The organism is Pseudogulbenkiania sp. MAI-1 (assembly GCF_000527175.1).
In the GTDB taxonomy this organism is placed as follows: domain Bacteria; phylum Pseudomonadota; class Gammaproteobacteria; order Burkholderiales; family Chromobacteriaceae; genus Pseudogulbenkiania.
The window spans coordinates 3892629-3910350 of record NZ_AZUR01000001.1 but is presented as its reverse complement, the minus strand read 5'-3'; the positions used below and the strand labels follow the sequence as shown (position 1 = coordinate 3910350).

At 66.9% G+C, this 17722-nt stretch carries 19 protein-coding genes; 10 read left to right on the top strand and 9 right to left on the bottom strand.

Going from position 1 to position 17722, the window contains the following annotated elements; translation table 11 throughout:
- Positions 1-40 precede the first annotated feature (40 nt).
- Entirely contained in the window at positions 41-391 is a 351-nt protein-coding gene (gene arsC / locus PSEMAI1_RS0118305; RefSeq protein WP_024304266.1) for an arsenate reductase (glutaredoxin), read from the bottom strand.
- Between the two features lie 108 nt (positions 392-499).
- Here arsC and PSEMAI1_RS0118300 point away from each other — a divergent pair, with 108 nt between their 5' ends.
- The 5 genes from PSEMAI1_RS0118300 (at position 500) to PSEMAI1_RS0118280 (ending at position 5037) form a co-directional block, all read left to right on the top strand.
- The gene (locus PSEMAI1_RS0118300) at positions 500-1741 is read left to right on the top strand and encodes a multidrug effflux MFS transporter (protein WP_232219950.1); all 1242 of its coding nucleotides are present in this window, start codon (positions 500-502) and stop codon (positions 1739-1741) included.
- Positions 1742-1868: 127 nt separating this feature from the next.
- Positions 1869-2414 carry an iron transporter gene (locus PSEMAI1_RS0118295; RefSeq protein ID WP_024304264.1) on the top strand — a complete coding sequence of 182 codons (546 nt, stop codon included), beginning with the start codon at positions 1869-1871 and terminating at the stop codon, positions 2412-2414.
- A 77-nt stretch (positions 2415-2491) separates the two neighbouring features.
- Positions 2492-2821 (top strand): cupredoxin domain-containing protein, encoded by a 330-nt coding sequence (locus tag PSEMAI1_RS0118290; RefSeq protein WP_024304263.1) that lies wholly within the window; start codon positions 2492-2494, stop codon positions 2819-2821.
- 24 nt (positions 2822-2845) lie between these two features.
- Positions 2846-3667 carry an FTR1 family protein gene (locus PSEMAI1_RS0118285; RefSeq protein ID WP_024304262.1) on the top strand — a complete coding sequence of 274 codons (822 nt, stop codon included), beginning with the start codon at positions 2846-2848 and terminating at the stop codon, positions 3665-3667.
- On the top strand, positions 3640-5037 hold the full coding sequence (locus tag PSEMAI1_RS0118280; protein WP_024304261.1) for a 4Fe-4S binding protein: 1398 nt from the start codon (positions 3640-3642) through the stop codon (positions 5035-5037). The genes PSEMAI1_RS0118285 and PSEMAI1_RS0118280 overlap by 28 nt, the downstream gene beginning before the upstream one ends.
- Positions 5038-5243: 206 nt before the next feature.
- Here PSEMAI1_RS0118280 and ybaK read toward each other — a convergent pair whose 3' ends face one another.
- On the bottom strand, positions 5244-5726 hold the full coding sequence (ybaK, locus tag PSEMAI1_RS0118275) for a Cys-tRNA(Pro) deacylase (RefSeq protein WP_024304260.1): 483 nt from the start codon (positions 5724-5726) through the stop codon (positions 5244-5246).
- A 205-nt stretch (positions 5727-5931) separates the two neighbouring features.
- On the opposite strand from ybaK, the gene PSEMAI1_RS0118270 reads away from it, so the two are divergent.
- Complete coding sequence (locus PSEMAI1_RS0118270) at positions 5932-6360, top strand: Hsp20/alpha crystallin family protein (protein ID WP_024304259.1); 429 nt, start codon at positions 5932-5934, stop codon at positions 6358-6360.
- A 42-nt stretch (positions 6361-6402) separates the two neighbouring features.
- On the opposite strand, the gene PSEMAI1_RS0118265 is transcribed toward PSEMAI1_RS0118270, so the two are convergent.
- The 4 genes from PSEMAI1_RS0118265 to PSEMAI1_RS0118250 all read right to left on the bottom strand — a co-directional run bounded on the left by PSEMAI1_RS0118265 (position 6403) and on the right by PSEMAI1_RS0118250 (position 9264).
- Entirely contained in the window at positions 6403-7083 is a 681-nt protein-coding gene (locus tag PSEMAI1_RS0118265; protein ID WP_024304258.1) for a sulfite oxidase heme-binding subunit YedZ, read from the bottom strand.
- Positions 7073-7981, bottom strand: a complete 909-nt coding sequence (gene msrP / locus PSEMAI1_RS0118260) for a protein-methionine-sulfoxide reductase catalytic subunit MsrP (RefSeq protein WP_024304257.1) — start codon at positions 7979-7981, stop codon at positions 7073-7075. The genes PSEMAI1_RS0118265 and msrP overlap by 11 nt, the downstream gene beginning before the upstream one ends.
- Before the next feature lie 87 nt (positions 7982-8068).
- Positions 8069-8989, bottom strand: coding sequence for a TIGR01212 family radical SAM protein (locus tag PSEMAI1_RS0118255; protein WP_024304256.1), 921 nt, complete (start codon positions 8987-8989; stop codon positions 8069-8071).
- A gap of 92 nt (positions 8990-9081) precedes the next feature.
- On the bottom strand, positions 9082-9264 hold the full coding sequence (locus PSEMAI1_RS0118250; protein WP_024304255.1) for a hypothetical protein: 183 nt from the start codon (positions 9262-9264) through the stop codon (positions 9082-9084).
- A 164-nt stretch (positions 9265-9428) separates the two neighbouring features.
- Between PSEMAI1_RS0118250 and PSEMAI1_RS0118245 the strand changes: the two genes are divergently transcribed.
- The 3 genes from PSEMAI1_RS0118245 to PSEMAI1_RS0118235 all read left to right on the top strand — a co-directional run bounded on the left by PSEMAI1_RS0118245 (position 9429) and on the right by PSEMAI1_RS0118235 (position 12580).
- The gene (locus PSEMAI1_RS0118245; RefSeq protein WP_024304254.1) at positions 9429-10571 is read left to right on the top strand and encodes a homoserine O-acetyltransferase; all 1143 of its coding nucleotides are present in this window, start codon (positions 9429-9431) and stop codon (positions 10569-10571) included.
- Positions 10568-11173, top strand: coding sequence for a methionine biosynthesis protein MetW (gene metW / locus PSEMAI1_RS0118240; protein ID WP_024304253.1), 606 nt, complete (start codon positions 10568-10570; stop codon positions 11171-11173). The genes PSEMAI1_RS0118245 and metW overlap by 4 nt, the downstream gene beginning before the upstream one ends.
- A 189-nt stretch (positions 11174-11362) precedes the next feature.
- Entirely contained in the window at positions 11363-12580 is a 1218-nt protein-coding gene (locus PSEMAI1_RS0118235) for an AmpG family muropeptide MFS transporter (RefSeq protein WP_051460281.1), read from the top strand.
- A gap of 4 nt (positions 12581-12584) precedes the next feature.
- Here the strand turns inward: PSEMAI1_RS0118235 and wrbA are convergent, their stop codons facing one another.
- On the bottom strand, positions 12585-13187 hold the full coding sequence (gene wrbA / locus PSEMAI1_RS0118230) for an NAD(P)H:quinone oxidoreductase (protein WP_024304251.1): 603 nt from the start codon (positions 13185-13187) through the stop codon (positions 12585-12587).
- 135 nt (positions 13188-13322) lie between these two features.
- Here wrbA and PSEMAI1_RS0118225 point away from each other — a divergent pair, with 135 nt between their 5' ends.
- A complete protein-coding gene (locus tag PSEMAI1_RS0118225) occupies positions 13323-14534 on the top strand; it encodes a YihY family inner membrane protein (protein WP_024304250.1) in 1212 nt (403 codons plus the stop codon).
- Here the strand turns inward: PSEMAI1_RS0118225 and PSEMAI1_RS0118220 are convergent.
- Both PSEMAI1_RS0118220 and PSEMAI1_RS0118215 read right to left on the bottom strand, forming a co-directional pair.
- Entirely contained in the window at positions 14489-15325 is an 837-nt protein-coding gene (locus PSEMAI1_RS0118220) for a DUF3025 domain-containing protein (protein ID WP_232219948.1), read from the bottom strand. The two genes, PSEMAI1_RS0118225 and PSEMAI1_RS0118220, sit on opposite strands and share 46 nt — an antisense overlap.
- Position 15326: 1 nt before the next feature.
- Positions 15327-17546, bottom strand: a complete 2220-nt coding sequence (locus tag PSEMAI1_RS0118215; protein ID WP_024304248.1) for a diguanylate cyclase — start codon at positions 17544-17546, stop codon at positions 15327-15329.
- Positions 17547-17722: the final 176 nt, after the last annotated feature.

Genomic DNA, 17722 nt, shown 5'->3' with positions numbered 1-17722 from the left:
TGTTACTATTTCGCAAAAAACTTTCTGCCGGTGTCCGCCTTCACTTGCCCAGCAGCGCCAGCACCCGCTCCGGCGGCCGGCCGACCACGACCTGATCGCCCTCTACGGCGATGGGGCGCTCGATCAGCCGGGGATGGTCGACCATGGCGGCGATCAGGTGACGGCGTTCCAGCGTGACGTCGTCCAGGTGCAGCGCCTGATATTCTTCTTCTTTCTGGCGCATCAGCGCGCGCGGTTCGAGGTCCAGCAGCGTCAGCAGCCGGTCGAGTTCCTCGGCGCTGGGCGGGGTTTTCAGGTACTCGACGATCTCGACGTCGGCGCCGGCGTCCTGCAGCAGCTTGAGCGCCTCGCGCGATTTGGAGCAGCGCGGGTTGTGGTAGAGGCGAATCATACGGGTCTCCCCCTTGTTGGTGGACGGCTATTGTGACCCAATTGGCCGGCCGGGGCCAAGCCGCCGCCATGATGGCAGGCACGGCCACTTCAATTTGGAATGCAACACTTGATACCTACACAGATAGTCACGGCGCAGACCGCCACGCGGTCGCGCGGCCTGGCCCTGGTGCTGGCCTTGCTGGCCACGCTCGGCCCGTTCTCCATCGACACCTTCCTGCCGGCGATGCGCGCGATCGGCGCCTCGCTCGGCGCGGGGCCGGTCGAGATCCAGCAGGCGCTGACTGTCTACCTGTTCTGCTACGGCATGATGATGCTGTGGCACGGTTCGATTTCCGACGCGGTGGGGCGGCGCCCGGTGGTGCTGGTGACGACCCTGTTGTTTGGCTTGGCCTCGGTTGGCTGCGCGCTGGCCGACAACCTGACCACCCTGTTGATCTTCCGCGGCCTGCAGGGGCTGTGCGGCGGGGCCGGACTGGTGGTGGGACGCGCGATCATCCGCGACCGTTTCGACGGCGCCGAGGCCCAGCGCATGATGTCGCAGGTGACCATGCTGTTTTCGCTGTCGCCGGCGATCGCGCCGGTGGTGGGGGGCTGGCTGTTCGGCGCCTTCGGCTGGCATGCGATCTTCGTGTTCATGGCACTGATCGGCTTCGGCCTGTTCGTCATCAGTTGGTTCTCGCTGCCCGAGACGCACGCCCACGAGCGCCGCCAGCGCCTGCACCTGGGCACGCTGTTGGCCAATTACGTCCAGGTCGGACGCAAGCGTGAGTTCCAGTTGCTGGCGGCGGCGGTGGCGTTCAACTTCGCCGGTTTCTTCGTCTACATCCCGGCGGCACCGGTGTTCCTGATGCAGCACCTGGGGCTCGGGCCGGAACAGTTCCTGTGGATGTTCGGCCCGGCGGTGGGCGGCATCATGTTCGGTGCCTTCCTGTCCGGACGCCTGGCCGGGCGGCGCGATGCGCGCCAGATCGTCAACCTGGGTTACGGCGTGATGTTCGCGGCGCTGGCGTGGAACCTGCTCTACAACCTGCTGTTCCCGCCCGCCCTGTTCTGGAACCTGGCGCCCTTGATGATCTACACCACCGGCATGTCGCTGGTGGCGCCGTCGATCACGCTCAACCTGATGGACCAGTTTCCCGAACTGCGCGGCACGGTGTCGTCGCTGCAGGGCTTCAGCCAGACCATGCTGTCGAGCCTGGTGGCCGGTGCGATTGCGCCCTTGGTGTGGGACAGCCCGCTGACGCTGGCGCTGACCATGGCGTTCTTCCTGACGTGGGGCTTCATGTTCCGCACCGCCTTCCGTCGTCGCCTGGCGCGCAACGTGGCGCTGGCAGGATCAACGCGTTGATCTAGATCAATATGAAATTCATTCTCATCTATTGCATAAGATGCCGTTCGGAATGATAATGACTCCCGTTAATTGATCGGTGCTGGCCTGATGCAGGCGGCACGCCATCCTTTTTTGGGAGAACCGAATGATCCGTCGTCTGAGCCAAATTGCGCTGGCCCTTGCCGGTGTCGCCGCCGCCTCGTCCGCCCTCGCCGCCGAATACCCGATCGGCAAACCGCAGATCAAGAACGGCATGGAAATTGCCGCCGTCTACTTGCAGCCGGTGAAGATGGAGCCGGAAGGCATGATGCGCAAGGCCTCCGAGTCCGACGTGCACATCGAGGCCGACATCCACGCCGTCAAGAACAACCCGAACGGCTTCGCCGAAGGCGACTGGATGCCGTACCTGATGATCAAGTACGAGATCAGCAAGGTCGGCAGCACTGAGACCATCAAGGGCGACTTCATGCCGATGGTGGCATCCGACGGTCCGCACTACGGCGACAACGTCAAGCTGATGGGGCCGGGCAAGTACAAGCTCAAATACATCATCCAGGCGCCGGGCGCCAACGAGCACGCCCACTTCGGCCGCCACACCGACAAGGAAACCGGTGTCGGCGCCTGGTTCAAGCCGTTCGAGGTGAACTACGAGTTCAGCTATGCCGGCACCGGTAAAAAAGGCGGTTACTAAGCCTCCGACCCGATGATACGACCGACAGCGTCGCAGGATCACTGCGGCGCTTTTTCCCTTTCTAGCAGGAGCGTTTGATGATGCGAGCATGGTTGATGGTGTGGGCCTTGCTGCTGGCTTCGGCCAGCGTCTGGGCCGAAGACCTGCCGGTCTACCGCCTCGAACTCAAGGACGGCAAGCTCAATCCCGCCCGGCTGCAGGTGGCCGCCGGCAAGAAGTTCAAGATCGAGCTGATCAACTCCGGCAAGACCCCGGTGGAGTTCGAGAGCATCCAGCTGCGCAAGGAGAAGGTGCTGGGCCCTGGCGTCGAGTCCTTCGTGGTGGTCCATCCCTTGAGTCCCGGCGAGTACAAGTTCTTCGACGAATTCCACATGGCCACGGCGCAAGGCGTGATCGTGGCCAAGTAAGCCCGAGGGCGGGAGGTAACAACCATGGGACAGGTACTGTTCATCGTCTGGCGCGAGAGCGTCGAGGCCATGCTGGTCATCGGCATCCTCTACGCCTGGCTGAATAATCACGGTGCGGCGGCGGCGCGCGGCAAGCGCTACCTGTGGGGCGGCGTGCTGGCCGGCTTGCTGTGCGCCATCGTGCTGGCGCTGGGGCTGTTCGGGGCCGCCGAACTGTTCAGTGGCGCCCAGGACATCTTCCAGACCGCGATGGTGTTCAGCGCCTCCGCGCTGATCGTGCACATGGTGCTGTGGATGCGCGAGCACGGCCGCACGCTGAAGAAGGAACTGGAAAGCGGGCTGGCCGACAACGCCGCGCGCAACAACTGGTGGGGCGTGCTGACGCTGACCGCCATCGCCGTGGCGCGCGAGGGCAGCGAAACCGTGGTGTTCCTGTACGGCATGCTGGCCGGCGCCGACGGCAGCACACTGTTGTCGATGGGCGGAGCGGCGCTGGCCGGCTTCCTGCTGGCTCTCCTGACTTTCTTCCTGCTGCAACTGGGCGGGCGCTTCCTGTCATGGCGGCTGTTCTTCCGCGTGACCGAAGTCATGCTGCTATTGCTGGCGGCGGCGCTGTTCATGAGCGGCGTCGAGCACCTGATCTCGATGGACTACCTGCCGGCGCTGGTCGACCCGCTGTGGGACAGCTCGGCGCTGCTCGACGACATGTCGCCGCTGGGGGGCGTGGTGGCGGCGCTGACCGGCTACCGTGCGCATCCGGCACTGATGAGCCTGCTGGCCTACGGCATGTTCTGGCTGCTGGTGACGGGGTTGATGAGATGGCGGCAACAGCAGTCGGCGGCGTGAACCGCCTGTTGGCGCGCACCGGCGACTGGCTGCGCGATCACGGCCGCCTGCTGCAGGGACTGCAGTGGGCGGTGGTGCTGGTCTACGCCTTCCTGCTGGTGGTGCCGGCCTGCCTGCCGCTGCCGCCGGACACGGCGCGCCTGTTCGACGACCTGACCATCTTCGCCCAGTTCGTGTTCTGGGGCATCTGGTGGCCGTTCGTGCTGCTCAGCATGGTGCTGTTCGGCCGCGTCTGGTGCGGTGTGCTGTGTCCGGAAGGGGCGCTATCTGAATGGGCGGCGAAGAAGGGACTGGGCCGGCCGATCCCGCGCTGGATGCGCTGGGGCGGCTGGCCCTTCGTCGCTTTCGTGCTGACCACGGTGTACGGCCAGCTGGTCAGCGTCTACCAGTACCCCAAGGCGGCGCTTCTGGTGCTGGGTGGCTCGACCGTGGCGGCGGTGGCGGTGGGCTTCGTCTACACCCGCGGCAAGCGCGCCTGGTGCCGCTACCTGTGCCCGGTCAACGGCGTGTTCGGCTTGCTGTCCAAGCTCGCGCCGCTGCACTTCAAGGTGCAGGAGGACGCCTGGCAGGCGTCGATCGCCAACAAGAGCGTGATCCGCATCCAGGCGGTGGACTGTGCCCCGCTGCAGCCGATCCGCCACATGAAGGGTGGCAGCGGCTGCCACATGTGCGGGCGCTGCAGCAGCCACCGCGACGCGGTGACGCTGGCGCTGCGCTCGCCCAGCGAGGAAGTGGTCGAGGTGGCCGAGCGTGAGGCCGACGGCTGGCAGACGCTGCTGATCGTCTACGGCCTGCTCGGTGTGGCGATCGGCGCCTTCCACTGGAGCGCGAGCCCCTGGTTCGTCACGCTGAAGCAGGCGGCGGCGGAGTGGCTGATCGAACGCGACGTCTGGTGGCCGTTCGAGAGCAACGCGCCGTGGTGGCTCTTGACCCATTACCCGGAGCTGAACGACAGCTTCTCCTGGCTCGACGGCGCCCTGCTGCTGGGCTACGTGTTCGCTACCGCGCTGGTCATGGGCGCGGTGATCAGCGTGCTGTTGGCGCTGGCGGTGCGGCTGGCCGGCCCGTGGCGGCGCCAGCGCTTCCACCACCTGGCGCAGGCGCTGATCCCGCTTGCCGGCTGCGGCGTGTTCCTCGGCCTGTCGGCGCTGACGGTGACGCTGCTCAAGAACGAAGGGGTGCCGGTGTTCTGGGTCAACGACTTCCGCCTGCTGCTGTTGGCGGCGGCCAACCTGTGGTCGCTGTGGCTGGCGGTGCGTATCGCGCGGCGCTGGGCCGCCGGGCTGCGCGTACTGGCGGCGCTGCTGCCGTTCGTCGCGGCGCTGGCCTGGGTGGACGCTTCCTGGGGCTGGATGTTCTGGTGGTGGTGAGTGCCTATCCCATTAGGCGGCTGCGCCTTCGCATCTTGAGCGCCGGCAGTGCGCGGAATCCTCATGGACCATGTGTCCATTCCGGTTCCTGTGCGCTGGCGGCGCTCAACCTGCTTTGGCTCGCTTGCCTACTAGGATAGGCTCCGAGGGGGGAATGACCTGCCACAAAGCCGGCGCCGTGACGCGCCGGCTTTTTTACGGCCGCTTTACGCCGCGGCGTTGACCAGCGTCGGTTTCAGCACGCGCAGCAGGTCGGCCGGGCTGATCGCCACCAGGAAGCCGCGCTTGCCGCCGTTGATGTAGATCGTGCCGAGTTCGGCGATGCTGGCCTCCATGTATACCGGCATGGCGTGGCGCGTGCCGAACGGGCTGGTGCCGCCGACCTGGTAGCCGCTGTGTTTGTCGGCGGTTTTCGGGTCGCAGGGGCTGACCTTCTTCACGCCGATCTGTTTGGCCAGCATGCCGGTGCCGACCTCGCGGTCGCCGTGCATCAGCACGATCAGCGGCTTCTTCTGTTCGTCTTCCATCACCAGGGTCTTGATCACGCAATGTTCGTCCACGCCCAGCTCGCGCGCCGACACCGTGGTGCCGCCCTTTTCCTCGTAGGCGTAGAGGTGGGGGGTAAACGCCACGCCATGTTCGCGCAGCACGCGCACCGCCTGCGTGACCGGGGTCTTGTCCTTGCTCATCGGTTCTGTTCGGGCTGTACAAAGGGCTTCAGGGTAGGGCGAAATCGGCTGTCTGCCAAGATGGGGCGGGCCTTTGCGCTGCGTCAAAACGGCATCGCTCAAGTCCTTGAAAATTCAGTGATGGCGGCCTATTTCAAGGGTGAAGCTACCGGTTTTTTCGGTAGAAAAGTGGTTGTTGATTCAAACTGACTGAAGGAGTACTGCCATGAGAGACTTGATTCGTCGCACCAGTCTTGAGCCCTTGCTCGACGACATGTTCAAGGGCTTCTTCGTGCGTCCCTTCGGCTTCGACACGGGTGCCGACCTCGTGGGCGGCATCAAGCTCGACGTCAAGGAAGGCGACAAGGAGTATACGATTCACGCCGAGATTCCCGGTGTGAAGAAGGAAGACATCAGCGTGCAGATCGATGGTGGCCGGGTGCAGATTTCGGCCGAGGTGAAGAAGGAATCGGAAACCAAAGAAGGGGAAAGGGTACTGCGTTCCGAGCGCTACTACGGCCAGATGTCGCGTAGCTTCCAACTGGCGCAGGACGTGGACGAAGCGGCGGCGACGGCTCGCTATACCGATGGCGTGCTGGAACTGACGCTGCCGAAGAAGGAAGGTAGCAGTACGCGCCGGCTGACCATCGAGTGAGTGCTACATTTCCTTCCAATGAGGCCGCCTCTCAGCGGCCTTTTATGTGCTGGGTCTGCCCTGCGTAGCCATCCTAGCTGTGCGCCAGCGCCAGTACAACCGCAGCCCCAGCAGCAGCACCAGTACGGCGGCGTAGATCAGCGGCTGGCGGATGTCCTTCTTCACCAGCCACCAGTAGTGGGTGACGCCGAGTATCGCCACCGGGTAGACCAGGCGGTGCAGCCGGCCCCAGTTGCGCTTGAGCCGGCGCAGCCAGCCGTCGGTCGAGGTGATGGCGAGCGGCGTCATCAGCACCAGCGCGGCGAAGCCGACGGTGATGAACGGGCGCTTGGCGATGTCCTTGGCGATGGCGTGCCAGTCGAAGAACTGGTCCAGCCACAGGTAGGTGGTGAAGTGCAGCGTGGCGTAGAAGAAGGCGAACAGCCCGAGCAGGCGGCGAAAGCGCTGCAGCACGTTCCAGCCGGTGAGTCGGCGCAGCGGGGTGACGGTCAGCGTGGCCAACAGCCAGACCAGCGTCCAGGTGCCGGTGGAACGGGTGATGAACTCGATCGGGTTGACCGCCTCGCCGCTGGCGACGATCCATGCCGTGCGCATCAGCGGCAGCAGGCAGGCGACGAAGACCAGCGCCTTGGCGAGGCCGAGCGTCCGTTGCCCGGCACGGGCCGGCTTGGCCGAGGCGGCCGGGCGGGCGGAGGAGGCAGGTAGGGTCTTGTCAGAAATCACGGCGCAGGTCCATTCCCCGATACAGGCCGGCGACCTGGTCGGCGTAACCGTTGAATGGCAGCGTCTTGCGCTTGAAGAACTCGCCGATGCGCCGCTCGGTGGCCTGGCTCCAGCGCGGGTGGTCGACCGTCGGGTTGACGTTGGAGTAGAAGCCGTACTCGTCCGGCGCCGCCAGGTTCCAGCTGGTCAGCGGCTGCTTGTCGGTGAGGCGGATGCGCACGATGGACTTGATGCTCTTGAAGCCGTACTTCCACGGCACCACCAGCCGGATCGGCGCGCCGTTCTGGTTGGGCAGCAGGTTGCCGTAGAGACCGACCGCCAGGATGGTGAGCGGATGCATCGCCTCGTCCAGGCGCAGCCCCTCGCGATACGGCCAGTCCAGCACGCGGCGCTGCTGGCCGGGCATCTCCGCCGGGCGCTGCAGCGTCTCGAAGGCGACGTACTTGGCCTTGCCGGTGGGCTGCACCTGCTTGAGCAGGCTGGCAAGCGGAAAGCCGATCCACGGGATCACCATGCTCCAGCCCTCGACACAGCGCAGCCGGTAGATGCGCTCCTCCTGCGGGAATTTCAGCAGCTCCTCGATGCCGAAGCTGCGCGGCTTCATCACGTCGCCGTCGACCACCACGTTCCACGGCCGGGTCTTCAGGCGGCCGGCGTTGGCGGCCGGGTCGGCCTTGTCGGTGCCGAACTCGTAGTAATTGTTGTAACTGGTGATGTCCTTCAGGCTGTTGAGTGGCTCGCTGGTCGACAGCGGGCTCTTCCTGGCGGCGAGCGCGGCCAGCGTCTCGGCCGACAGCAACAGGCCGGCGGCGCCGAGCATGAAGGCGCGGCGGTTGAGGTAGACCGGTTCCGGGGTGATCTCGGAGGGCGGGATGTCGGACGGCTTCTTGATCAGCATGGTGGCAGTCTCCATGGGGAATACGCCTTAGTCGGCGTACCCGGACTGATCTGACAGCCGGCAGCAAAAACGGTTTCGCCGTCGCGTTCAGTTGCCCGGCCAGGGGCGGCCCAGCGCGCTGCCCTGCGGCCCGCTGGCGGCCAGATTCGCGGCAATCGCCTGCAGCGCCGGCCAGCGCGGGCCGCACCATGCCGGGGCGATCAGCGTCGGGGCCTGCGCGGTGGCCGAGACGCGATGATAGACCACCTCGGGCGGGGTATGGCGGATCAGTTCGGCCGCCAGCGCGGCGTAGTGCTCCTGTGTCAGCGGGGCGATCTCGCCGCGCCGGTACTGCGCCGCCATGCGGCTGCCGCGCACGATCATCAGCGGGTGCAGCTTGAGGCCCTCCACGCCGATGTCGAGCACCGTGGCCAGGGTCTGGCGCACCTGCTCGTCGTTCTCGCCCGGCAGTCCGGCGATCAGGTGGGTGCAGACCTTGAGCCCGCGCCGATGCGCCCGCTGCACCGCGTCGCGGTAGTCGGCGAGGCCGTGACCGCGCCGGATCAGCGTCTGGGTGGCGTCGTGCGCGGTCTGCAGGCCCAGCTCGAGCCAGATCTCGTAGCCTTGCTGCTGGTAGCCGGCGAGCAGGTCGAGCGCGCTGTCCGGCACGCAATCCGGGCGCGTGCCGACGCTCAGGCCGATCACGTCGCGCTGCGCCGCCGCCTCGTCGTACAGCGCCTTGAGCGTCGCCACTTCGGCATAGGTGCTGGTGTAGGCCTGGAAGTAGGCCAGGTAGCGCCGGGCGCGGTCGGTCTTGTGTTTTTCGCGCGCAATCTGGTCCGCGATGGAGAGGGCGGCGGCGTCGCGGCCGAAGCTTCTCACGTCGCAAAAGGTGCAGCCGCCGCGGTCCAGCGTGCCGTCGCGGTTGGGGCAGGTGAAGTCGCCGGCCAGCGACAGCTTGTGCACCTTTTCCCCGAAACGGGTCTTGAGGTAGTGACCGAAGGTATGCAGGTGGCGGGTCAGATCCATGCGCGGCCGGGCTCGTCGGCGGAAAAGCCGGCAGTCTAGCGGCTTTGCGGCGCCACCGGCCTGAGCCGGATCAAGGATTCCGTGGCCGGCCGCTATAGCAGGTGGAAGCCCGCCAGGTAGAGCCCGACGAAGATCAGCGAGCTGATCAAGAGCGCCTGCGCCAGAGTCTGGATCAGCTCGCGCAGCGTCTCCTTCTGGCGGCGGTTGAGCAGCCAGCGCGCGACGGCGTAGAGCACGGCGCAGAGCACGACGAATTTGAACAGGCGACCGATCATGATGAGCTGCGCGGGGAAGGAGTGCCGATTATCCGGTGCCTGTGTGATGCGCACAAGCCGATACAGCCGGATATAATCGGTCAAAACCGCGCCGGCAGGAGCCGGTCATAACACGTATCGCCTTGAAGCCGACAAAACCATATCAAAGAGGCATTGCTTTCACTATGTCCACAACCGAATCGTCGGTCGGTATCGTCAGCGCCCAGCAGGCGCTGTTCGACGTTCCGCTCGATCTGGCCTGCGGCAAGACGCTGACGTCCTACCAGTTGACGTTTGAGACCTACGGCGAGCTGAATGCCGCCAGGAGCAACGCCATCCTGATCTGCCACGCGCTGTCCGGCCACCATCACGCCGCCGGGCGCTACCAGCCGGACGACAAGAGCCCCGGCTGGTGGGACAGCATGATCGGGCCGGGCAAGCCGATCGACACGCGCCGCTTCTTCGTGGTGGCGCTCAACAACCTGGGCGGCTGCCACGGCTCGACCGGCCCGTCCAGCATCAACCCCGAAACCGGCCGGCCGTGGGGCTCGGCCTTCCCGGTGGTGACGGTGCCGGACTGGGTGACGGCACAGGCGCGGCTCGCCGACCGGCTCGGCATCGACCGCTGGGCGGCGGTGATCGGCGGCTCGCTCGGCGGCATGCAGGCGCTGCAATGGAGCATCAACTACCCGGAGCGCGTCGCCAACGCCATCGTCGTCGCAGCAGCGCCCAAGCTCTCGGCGCAGAACATCGCCTTCAACGACGTGGCGCGCCAGGCCATCCTGACCGACCCGGATTTCCACGGCGGCGACTTCTACCAGAACGGCGCCATCCCGCGCCGCGGCCTGCGCCTGGCGCGCATGCTGGGCCACATCACCTACCTGTCCGACGACGGCATGGGCGAGAAATTCGGCCGCATGCTGCGCTCCGGCGAGTACAAGTTCGGTTACGACGTCGAGTTCGAGATCGAGTCCTACCTGCGCTACCAGGGCGACAAGTTCTCCGACTACTTCGACGCCAACACCTATCTGCTGATGACCAAGGCGCTGGACTATTTCGACCCGGCCAAGGACCATGGCGGGGACCTGGTGGCCGCGCTGAAGCAGGCGACGGCCAACTTCCTGGTGGCGAGCTTCACCTCCGACTGGCGCTTCTCGCCGCTGCGCTCGCGCGAGCTGGTGCAGGCGCTGATCGCAGCCGACAAGCGCGTGGCCTACGGCGAGATCGAATCCACCCACGGCCACGACGCCTTCCTGATGACCGACCAGCCCTACGTTGACCTGATGCGTGCCTACCTCGACCGTGTAGCCAAGGAGGTGGCGGCATGAGCCAGCACTCCGATACGACATTGCGCCCCGATCTGCAACTGATCGCCGACTGGATTCCGCCGCGTTCGCGCGTGCTCGACCTGGGCTGCGGCGACGGCGCCCTGCTGGCCCACCTGCAGTGCCACAAGCAGGTGACCGGCTACGGCGTCGAGATCGACGTCGGCAACATCGCACGCTGTGTGGCGGCCGGCGTCAATGCGGTGCAGGGCGACCTCGAGGCCGGCCTGGCGGATTTCCGCGACGCCAGCTTCGACCACGTCATCCTGTCGCAGACCATCCAGGCCATGCAGCACACCGAGGAAATCCTGCTGGAGATGCTGCGCGTCGGGCGCGAAGCCATCGTTACCTTCCCCAACTTCGGCTACTGGGAAAACCGCTGGCAGATCCTGCAGGGGCACATGCCGGTGTCCGAGACCATTCCCTACCAGTGGTACGACACTCCCAACATCCACTGGTGCATGCTGGGTGACTTCGAGGCGCTGTGCGCCAAGAACGGTATCGGCGTGCTGGAGCGGGTGGTAATGAACGAGGGGCGGCGCATCCGTGTCCTACCCAATCTGCGCGGCAGCCTGGCGTTCTACCGGGTGGCTCGCCGCGGCTAATGGTCGGACAAGGGGCCAGTCCCTTGCCGTTGTAATCTCAAGAGGTCTGCACGAATGAGCCGAGGGTTTGGCGACGAGAAACGAGAAAACACGCTGGATGCCGGCCTGGCCGGCGCACAGTCCGGCGGCAAGGCGGAGGCCGGCCGATCACGGAAGATAGACTGGCGCCATGTGATCTTCTCGCGCACCATGCTGACCTGCGTGTTCACCGGTTTCGCCTCCGGCCTGCCGCTCTACACGCTGATCAACCTGCTGCCGGCCTGGCTTCGGAGCGAGGGGGTGGACCTCAAGGCGATCGGCCTGTTCGCGCTGATCCAGCTGCCGTTCACCTGGAAGTTCGTCTGGGCGCCGCTGATGGACCGCTTCGTGCCGCCGCTGTTCGGCCGCCGGCGCGGCTGGATGCTGCTGACCCAGCTCGCGCTGATCGCCACCATGGCGGCGTTCGGGGTGTTCACGCCGCAGCAGGAGCTGTGGTCGATCGCCGCGCTGGCGCTGGCGGTGGCGTTCTGCTCGGCGAGCCAGGACATCGTGCTCGACGCCTTCCGCCGCGAGATCCTCCGCGACCAGGAACTGGGCCTCGGCAACACCATCCACATCAACGCTTACCGCCTGGCGAGCCTGATCCCCGGCTCGCTGTCGCTGATCCTCGCCGACCACCTGCCGTGGGGCACGGTGTTCTGGATCACCGCGCTGTTCATGCTGCCGGGGGTGGCGATGACGCTCGCGGTGAGCGAACCGAAACTGGCCGCGGCGGCACCGAAGACGCTGCGCGAGGCGGTGGTCGAGCCGTTCCACGAGTTCCTCACCCGCAGCGGCCTCAAGGGCGCCGCGCTGGTGCTGGGCTTCATCTTTCTCTACAAGCTGGGCGACAGCATGGCCACCGCGCTGGCCACGCCGTTCTACCTCGACATGGGCTTCACCAAGTCCGAGATCGGCTTGGTGGCCAAGCACGCCGGGCTGTGGCCGGCGGTGATCGGCGGCCTCCTGGGCGGGGTGTGGATGATCCGGCTTGGCATCAACCGTGCCTTGTGGGCCTTCGGCGTGATCCAGGTGGTGTCGATCCTGGGCTTCGCCTGGCTCGCCGGGCAGGGGCCGTTCACCAGCGTCGGCGCGGCGGAGCTGTCGCGTCTCGCGCTGGTGATCGGTTTCGAGGCGCTCGGCGTGGGGCTCGGTACCGCCGCCTTCGTCGCCTACATCGCGCGCACCACGCACCCGGCCTACACCGCGACGCAGTTCGCGCTGTTCACCAGCCTAGCGGCGGTGCCGCGCACGGTGACCAACGCCGCTACCGGCTACCTGGTCGAGGCGATCGGCTGGACGCCGTTCTTCTTCTTGTGCACGCTGCTGGCGCTGCCGGGGATGGTGCTGCTGGTGAAGGTGGCGCCGTGGGGGCGCGACGACGGCTGACAGTTCAGCCGCGTCCGGCGGCGAGCTTCAGCGCCGCCTCGGCCAAGCGCTTGCCTTGGGCGATGGCCAGGGTCTTCTCGTCCTCGCTGATGCGCCGGTCGTTGTTGAGGCCGGCCACGTGGCTGACGCCGTACGGCGTGCCGCCACTCTGGGTGATGGACAGCGCCGGCTCGGTGTAGGGCAGGCCGAGGACCAGCATGCCGTGGTGCAGCAGCGGCAGCATCATCGACAGCAGCGTCGATTCCTGGCCGCCGTGCATGCTGGCCGAGGTGGTGAACAGGCAGGCCGGCTTGCCGGCCAGGGTGCCCGCCATCCACTCGGCGCTGGTGCCGTCGAGGAAATATTTCATCGCTGCCGCCATGTTGCCGAAGCGGGTCGGGCTGCCCAGCGCCAGGCCGATGCATTCGGCGAGGTCGCGCCGTTCGGCGTAGGGGGCGCCGGCGTCCGGTACCGCGGGCTCGGTCGCCTCGCACACCGCCGACACCTTGGGCACGGTGCGCAGCCGCGCCTGGCAGCCGGGCACGCTCTCGATGCCGCGCGCGATCAGCCGGGCCAGCTCGCGTGTGGCGCCGTGCTGGCTGTAGTAGAGAACCAGAATGTCCTGCATATCGTCGTCCGAATCGTTACCATGGAGGGATAGCGCCAATCTTAGTGCAATTCGGCCGCTTTGCCGCGCCGGGCGGAATTTTCCGCCGCCTCGGGCTGTCTCTGGTGCCTTGTTCCGATATTCCGAAATCCATTCATGTGTTTTGCCAACCGACTTGAACCCTACCGCGGCTTCGCCCGCTTCCTGGCCTGCCGCGTGGGCTCGCACCGCGTGCTGCAGGTGGCCGGCAGCCTGACCTTCACCACGCTCTTGGCGCTGGTGCCGCTGTTGACCATCGTGCTGACGGTGGTGGCGGCGTTTCCGGTGTTCGCCGACTACAGCGCGCGCTTCAAGGTGATGCTGCTGTCGACGCTGGTGCCGGAGTTCGCCGGCAAGGTGATCACGGTCTACATGCGCCAGTTCGCCGACAACGCCGAGAAGCTGACTGCCGCCGGCATCGTCATGCTCGGACTGACCTCGCTGATGCTGATGGCCACCATCGAGCGCACCTTCAACGCCATCTGGAGTGTGCGCCGCAGCCGTCCCTGGCTGCAGCAGGGCATGGTGTACTGGAGCGTGCTGACGCTGGGACCGATCGCCTTCGGTGGCGGCCTGATCGGCTGGCATTGGCTGCTCAAGGCGACGCATTTCGAGCGCTATTCGCGGCTGCTGGACGAGCTGCTGCAGCGCGGCGGCAGCATTTTCCTGACCACGCTGGTGCTGTCCCTGCTGTACCGCGTGGTGCCGAACCGCTTCGTGCCCTACCGCCACGCGCTGTGGGGCGCGCTCGCCACCGCCCTGCTGCTGGAAACGACCAAGGCGGTGTTCGGCTTCTACATCGGCGAGGTGGCGTCGTACAAGCTGGTGTACGGCGCCTTCGCCAGCATCCCGATCCTGCTGTTGTGGGTGTACTGCCTGTGGCTGGTAGTGCTGACCGGCGCGGTGTTCACCGCCTCGCTGTCGTACTGGGAGGGCGAGGCCTGGCGCCGCCGTTTCGAGCCGCGGCGACGCTTCCTCGATGCGCTGGAGGTGCTGCTGTTGCTCGACGGCGCGCAGCGGGACGGCGTGGCGCTGACGCCGGTGGAGCTGCGGCGCGAGGTGCGCGTCGGTTACGACGAGCTCGGGCTGGTGCTCGACAAGCTGGCGCGCATGGGCTACGCCCAGCGCGGCCAGGGCGACGGCTGGGTGCTGATGAAGAAGCTGGAGGCGATCTCCTTGGCCGAACTGTTCCAGGCCTTCGTCTATCGTTCCGACGTCGGGCGCGACGACGATATCGGCCAGGGGCTCGACGAGCTGCTGGCGCCGGCGCTCATCCGGCTCGATCAGGAAACACTGGCCGACTTCGCGCGCCGCGTCGGGCGGAAGTAGTCGGTGTTGGCGTAGAACGCCGGGTCCTCGTTGGCCGGCCACCAGCCGGGTATCCCCAGCAGCGGCAGCGGCCACAGCTCGCGCGGCCGCGCGAGCCAGTCGTCGTCGGCCAGTGCCGTGGCCAGACGTTGGTCGAGCGCGGCCAGCTGTCGTTCGTAGGGCAGGTCGAAGAACGCCTCGTCCACGGCCAGCACCAGCGCCTTGCCGCACCAGCCCAGGTGCGGTTCGAGGCCGGTTTCGAACAGCGCGTGACCGAGCGTGAAGGCACCGATGCGCCGCCCCCAGTCGCGGCGCCGCGCCACGAACAGCTCGTGCCAGCGCATATCGTCCAGCGCCCCCGTCAGCGCGTGGTCGGCGCTGGCGACGACCACGCCGCATTCGTCCAGCAGGGTCGCGGCGTCGCGCAGCGGGCCGCGCCGCACCTCGCCGCGCGCGATGGCGCGGGCGTGGCGCGCGTTGAGCGCCGCCTTGCCGTGCGGCCACGCCAGCCACGCCAGCGCGTTGAACCAGTCGTGCCAGTTGCCGTGGCGCGTCGGCACCTCGCCGCTTTGGGCGATGTGCAGCTCGTAATAATCCTCCGGTTCCAGATCGCAGACGAAGCGCAGCCCGCACGGCACGGCGCTGCCGGCGGCGCGCGCGCGTTCGAGCAGCCGGTCGTAGTCGGCCTGGGCCGGCCAGTCGTCGTTGCCGGCGAGCGGCACGAAGGGGCGCAGCGGGGCGTACAGGGGGTGGGGCAGGTAAGCGGTGTGCCAGCGGGTCACGATGGGAACGAGGGAGGGCAAAGCCGCCATTCTACCCCGCCAGCGGCAGCGGCGGCGGGTCGTCGTCGAAGCGGATGCGGTTGCGCCCCAGCGTCTTGGCCTGATAGAGCAGGGTGTCGGCGCGGCTGAGCGGCGCGTCGATGTCCTTGTCGTCCGGGCTGACCGTGGAGATGCCGATGCTGACGGTGTAGTGCACCGCGACGCCGCACGCCATCACCGCGCTGCCGTCGACTTCGGCGCGCAGGCGTTCGGCCAGGATGCCGGCCTCGGCCAGCGTGGTGAAGGGCAGCAGCACGCCGAACTCTTCGCCGCCCACCCGGCCGATGATGTCGGCGTGGCGGAAGGTGTTGCCGCATAGTGCGGCGAAATGCTGCAGCACCTGGTCGCCGGTGGCGTGGCCGTGCTGGTCGTTGATGTTCTTGAAGTGGTCGAGGTCCATCATCATGATCGACAGTTCGTGCCCGTAGCGCTTGCTGCGCAGCACTTCGGCCTCGCCGACCTCCATGAACGAGCGGCGGTTGAGCAGCCCGGTCAGGCCGTCGCGCGTCGCCAGGAAATACAGTTGTTTCTCGTGGCGGTCGCGCTCCAGCGCGATCGACGCCAGATGCGTGCAGCGGTCGGCCAGGCGCATCTCGGCCTTGCCCGGATTGCGCGGGGTGGGGTAGTAGATGGCGAACACCCCGAGGATTTCCCGGTTGCTGGAATAGATCGGCGTCGACCAGCACGAGCGCAGGCCGTGCGGCAGCGCGAGGTAGCGGTAGCTTTCCCAGCGCGGATCGTGGGCGATGTCGCTGACCACCACCTGCTGGCCGGTGAACGCCGCCGTGCCGCAGGAGCCGGCCTCGGGGCCGATGGAAAGCCCGTGCAGGAAGCTGCTGAAGCTCGCCGGCAGCGACGGCCCCGCCGCCAGATTGAGCTCGGTCTTCTGCTCGTTGAGCAGCATGATCGAGCATACCGCCTGCGGCCGCTGCGCCTCCAGCAGCCGGCACAGCCGGGCCAGGATGTCGTCCAGCGGCTGGTTGTTGGCAATCATCTCCATCACGGCGTTCTCGTCGGCCAACAGCCGCGAGCCGAGACGCAGTTCGGTGATCTCGCGCCCGATCGCCAGGATCGACACCAGTTCGCCGTGGGCGCCCAGCTCGGGTATCAGGTGGACGCTGAAGGTGGCCGCCTTGCCGAAGACGTCGAGCTCCACTTCGAGATGGCGCGCCTCGTGCCGCGCCAGCACCGACAGGAAGGCGGGCTCCAGCGTGTCCAGCGCCGTCTGCGGCCAGCCCTGCTGGCGCAGCGTCTTGCCCAGGTGTTCGTGACGCGGCAGCGGCAGGTAGCGGGTGATGCTGCGGTTGATGAACTGGCAGCACAGGTTCAGGTCATAGCGGGCAATGACGTCGTCGGCGTTTTCCACCAGGGTGCGGAACACCTGTTCGCGCCGCAGCAGCTCGGTCTCGGCATGCTTGCGCGAGGTGATCGACTGGCACAGGCCGACGATGGCGCTGATGCGGCCCTCTTCGTGGCGCAGCTGGGCGCGTTGTTCCAGCCACTCCCAGTGGCCGTGGCCGTGACGGAAACGGAATTCGAGGTAGGCCGAGCCGCCGGCGAGTTGCTCGGGGTGCTCCAGCATGGTGCGCAACGCGTCGCGGTCGTCCGGATGCACCCGCTCGAGCCAGCTGTCGAAACCGATGTCGACCCAGCCCGGCGGCAGCCCGAGTACATTGTCCTCGGCAGGCACCCGGCCTTGTACCCGGCGCGTCGCCAAGCGATATTCGAACAGTGCCAGGCGCGAATCTTGCAAAGCCTCCCGCCACAGCTGCTGACCGCGCTCGTCGTCGAGCTGGCGGCTCACGTCGTGCAGCAGCAGCCAGGTGAAGTTCCGCTCGTCGCCGTCGAAGTCGAAGTCGGCGTGGCGTTTTTCCAGCTGCAACTGTAGCGGCGGGGCGGAAGGAAGATTCAGTTCGCAGCGGCGGGATTCGCTGCCGCCACGCCCGCGTTCGCTCAGCCAGCAGCGGATCTCGGCCGGCAGGGCCAGATCGTCGAGGTGGGTGGGCGATGTGCCGAGCAGGGCGCGGGCGACTGCGTTGGCTCGGTCGATGCGGCCATCCGGGTGCAACAGCAGGCAAGGGGACTCGACGGCGTCGCAGGCCTGTTGCCGGCGCAGTCGTTCGCGGTATCGCCGATGCCGGCTCGCGGCGTAGGCCCCCAGCGCCACGCCCGCCAGCAGGGCCAGTATCAGCAACCAGGCAGGTGACGGCATCTGCGGCGACTTCCGGGCAGAGCAAGGGGAAGGGGCGCTGCGGATACGGGCGGCGCTCCGTCGGGACAGCATGGGGGAGCGGGTGTCAAGCGGGCCTCTGCGTGGCGGTCGGTCTCTTCCAGTATCATAGGACGTCCTGTGCCGCTCCGGATGAGTTCCACGGGTCGTCGTTTTTT

Bases quoted from the DNA above. Each gene is read 5' to 3' on its own strand.
- arsC (WP_024304266.1), bottom strand. From the start codon at position 391: ATGATTCGCCTCTACCACAACCCGCGCTGCTCCAAATCGCGCGAGGCG.
- PSEMAI1_RS0118295 (WP_024304264.1), top strand. From the start codon at position 1,869: ATGATCCGTCGTCTGAGCCAAATTGCGCTGGCCCTTGCCGGTGTCGCC.
- PSEMAI1_RS0118290 (WP_024304263.1), top strand. From the start codon at position 2,492: ATGATGCGAGCATGGTTGATGGTGTGGGCCTTGCTGCTGGCTTCGGCC.
- PSEMAI1_RS0118285 (WP_024304262.1), top strand. From the start codon at position 2,846: ATGGGACAGGTACTGTTCATCGTCTGGCGCGAGAGCGTCGAGGCCATG.
- PSEMAI1_RS0118280 (WP_024304261.1), top strand. From the start codon at position 3,640: ATGGCGGCAACAGCAGTCGGCGGCGTGAACCGCCTGTTGGCGCGCACC.
- ybaK (WP_024304260.1), bottom strand. From the start codon at position 5,726: ATGAGCAAGGACAAGACCCCGGTCACGCAGGCGGTGCGCGTGCTGCGC.
- PSEMAI1_RS0118270 (WP_024304259.1), top strand. From the start codon at position 5,932: ATGAGAGACTTGATTCGTCGCACCAGTCTTGAGCCCTTGCTCGACGAC.
- msrP (WP_024304257.1), bottom strand. From the start codon at position 7,981: ATGCTGATCAAGAAGCCGTCCGACATCCCGCCCTCCGAGATCACCCCG.
- PSEMAI1_RS0118255 (WP_024304256.1), bottom strand. From the start codon at position 8,989: ATGGATCTGACCCGCCACCTGCATACCTTCGGTCACTACCTCAAGACC.
- PSEMAI1_RS0118250 (WP_024304255.1), bottom strand. From the start codon at position 9,264: ATGATCGGTCGCCTGTTCAAATTCGTCGTGCTCTGCGCCGTGCTCTAC.
- PSEMAI1_RS0118245 (WP_024304254.1), top strand. From the start codon at position 9,429: ATGTCCACAACCGAATCGTCGGTCGGTATCGTCAGCGCCCAGCAGGCG.
- metW (WP_024304253.1), top strand. From the start codon at position 10,568: ATGAGCCAGCACTCCGATACGACATTGCGCCCCGATCTGCAACTGATC.
- PSEMAI1_RS0118235 (WP_051460281.1), top strand. From the start codon at position 11,363: ATGCTGACCTGCGTGTTCACCGGTTTCGCCTCCGGCCTGCCGCTCTAC.
- wrbA (WP_024304251.1), bottom strand. From the start codon at position 13,187: ATGCAGGACATTCTGGTTCTCTACTACAGCCAGCACGGCGCCACACGC.
- PSEMAI1_RS0118225 (WP_024304250.1), top strand. From the start codon at position 13,323: ATGTGTTTTGCCAACCGACTTGAACCCTACCGCGGCTTCGCCCGCTTC.
- PSEMAI1_RS0118220 (WP_232219948.1), bottom strand. From the start codon at position 15,325: ATGGCGGCTTTGCCCTCCCTCGTTCCCATCGTGACCCGCTGGCACACC.
- PSEMAI1_RS0118215 (WP_024304248.1), bottom strand. From the start codon at position 17,546: ATGCCGTCACCTGCCTGGTTGCTGATACTGGCCCTGCTGGCGGGCGTG.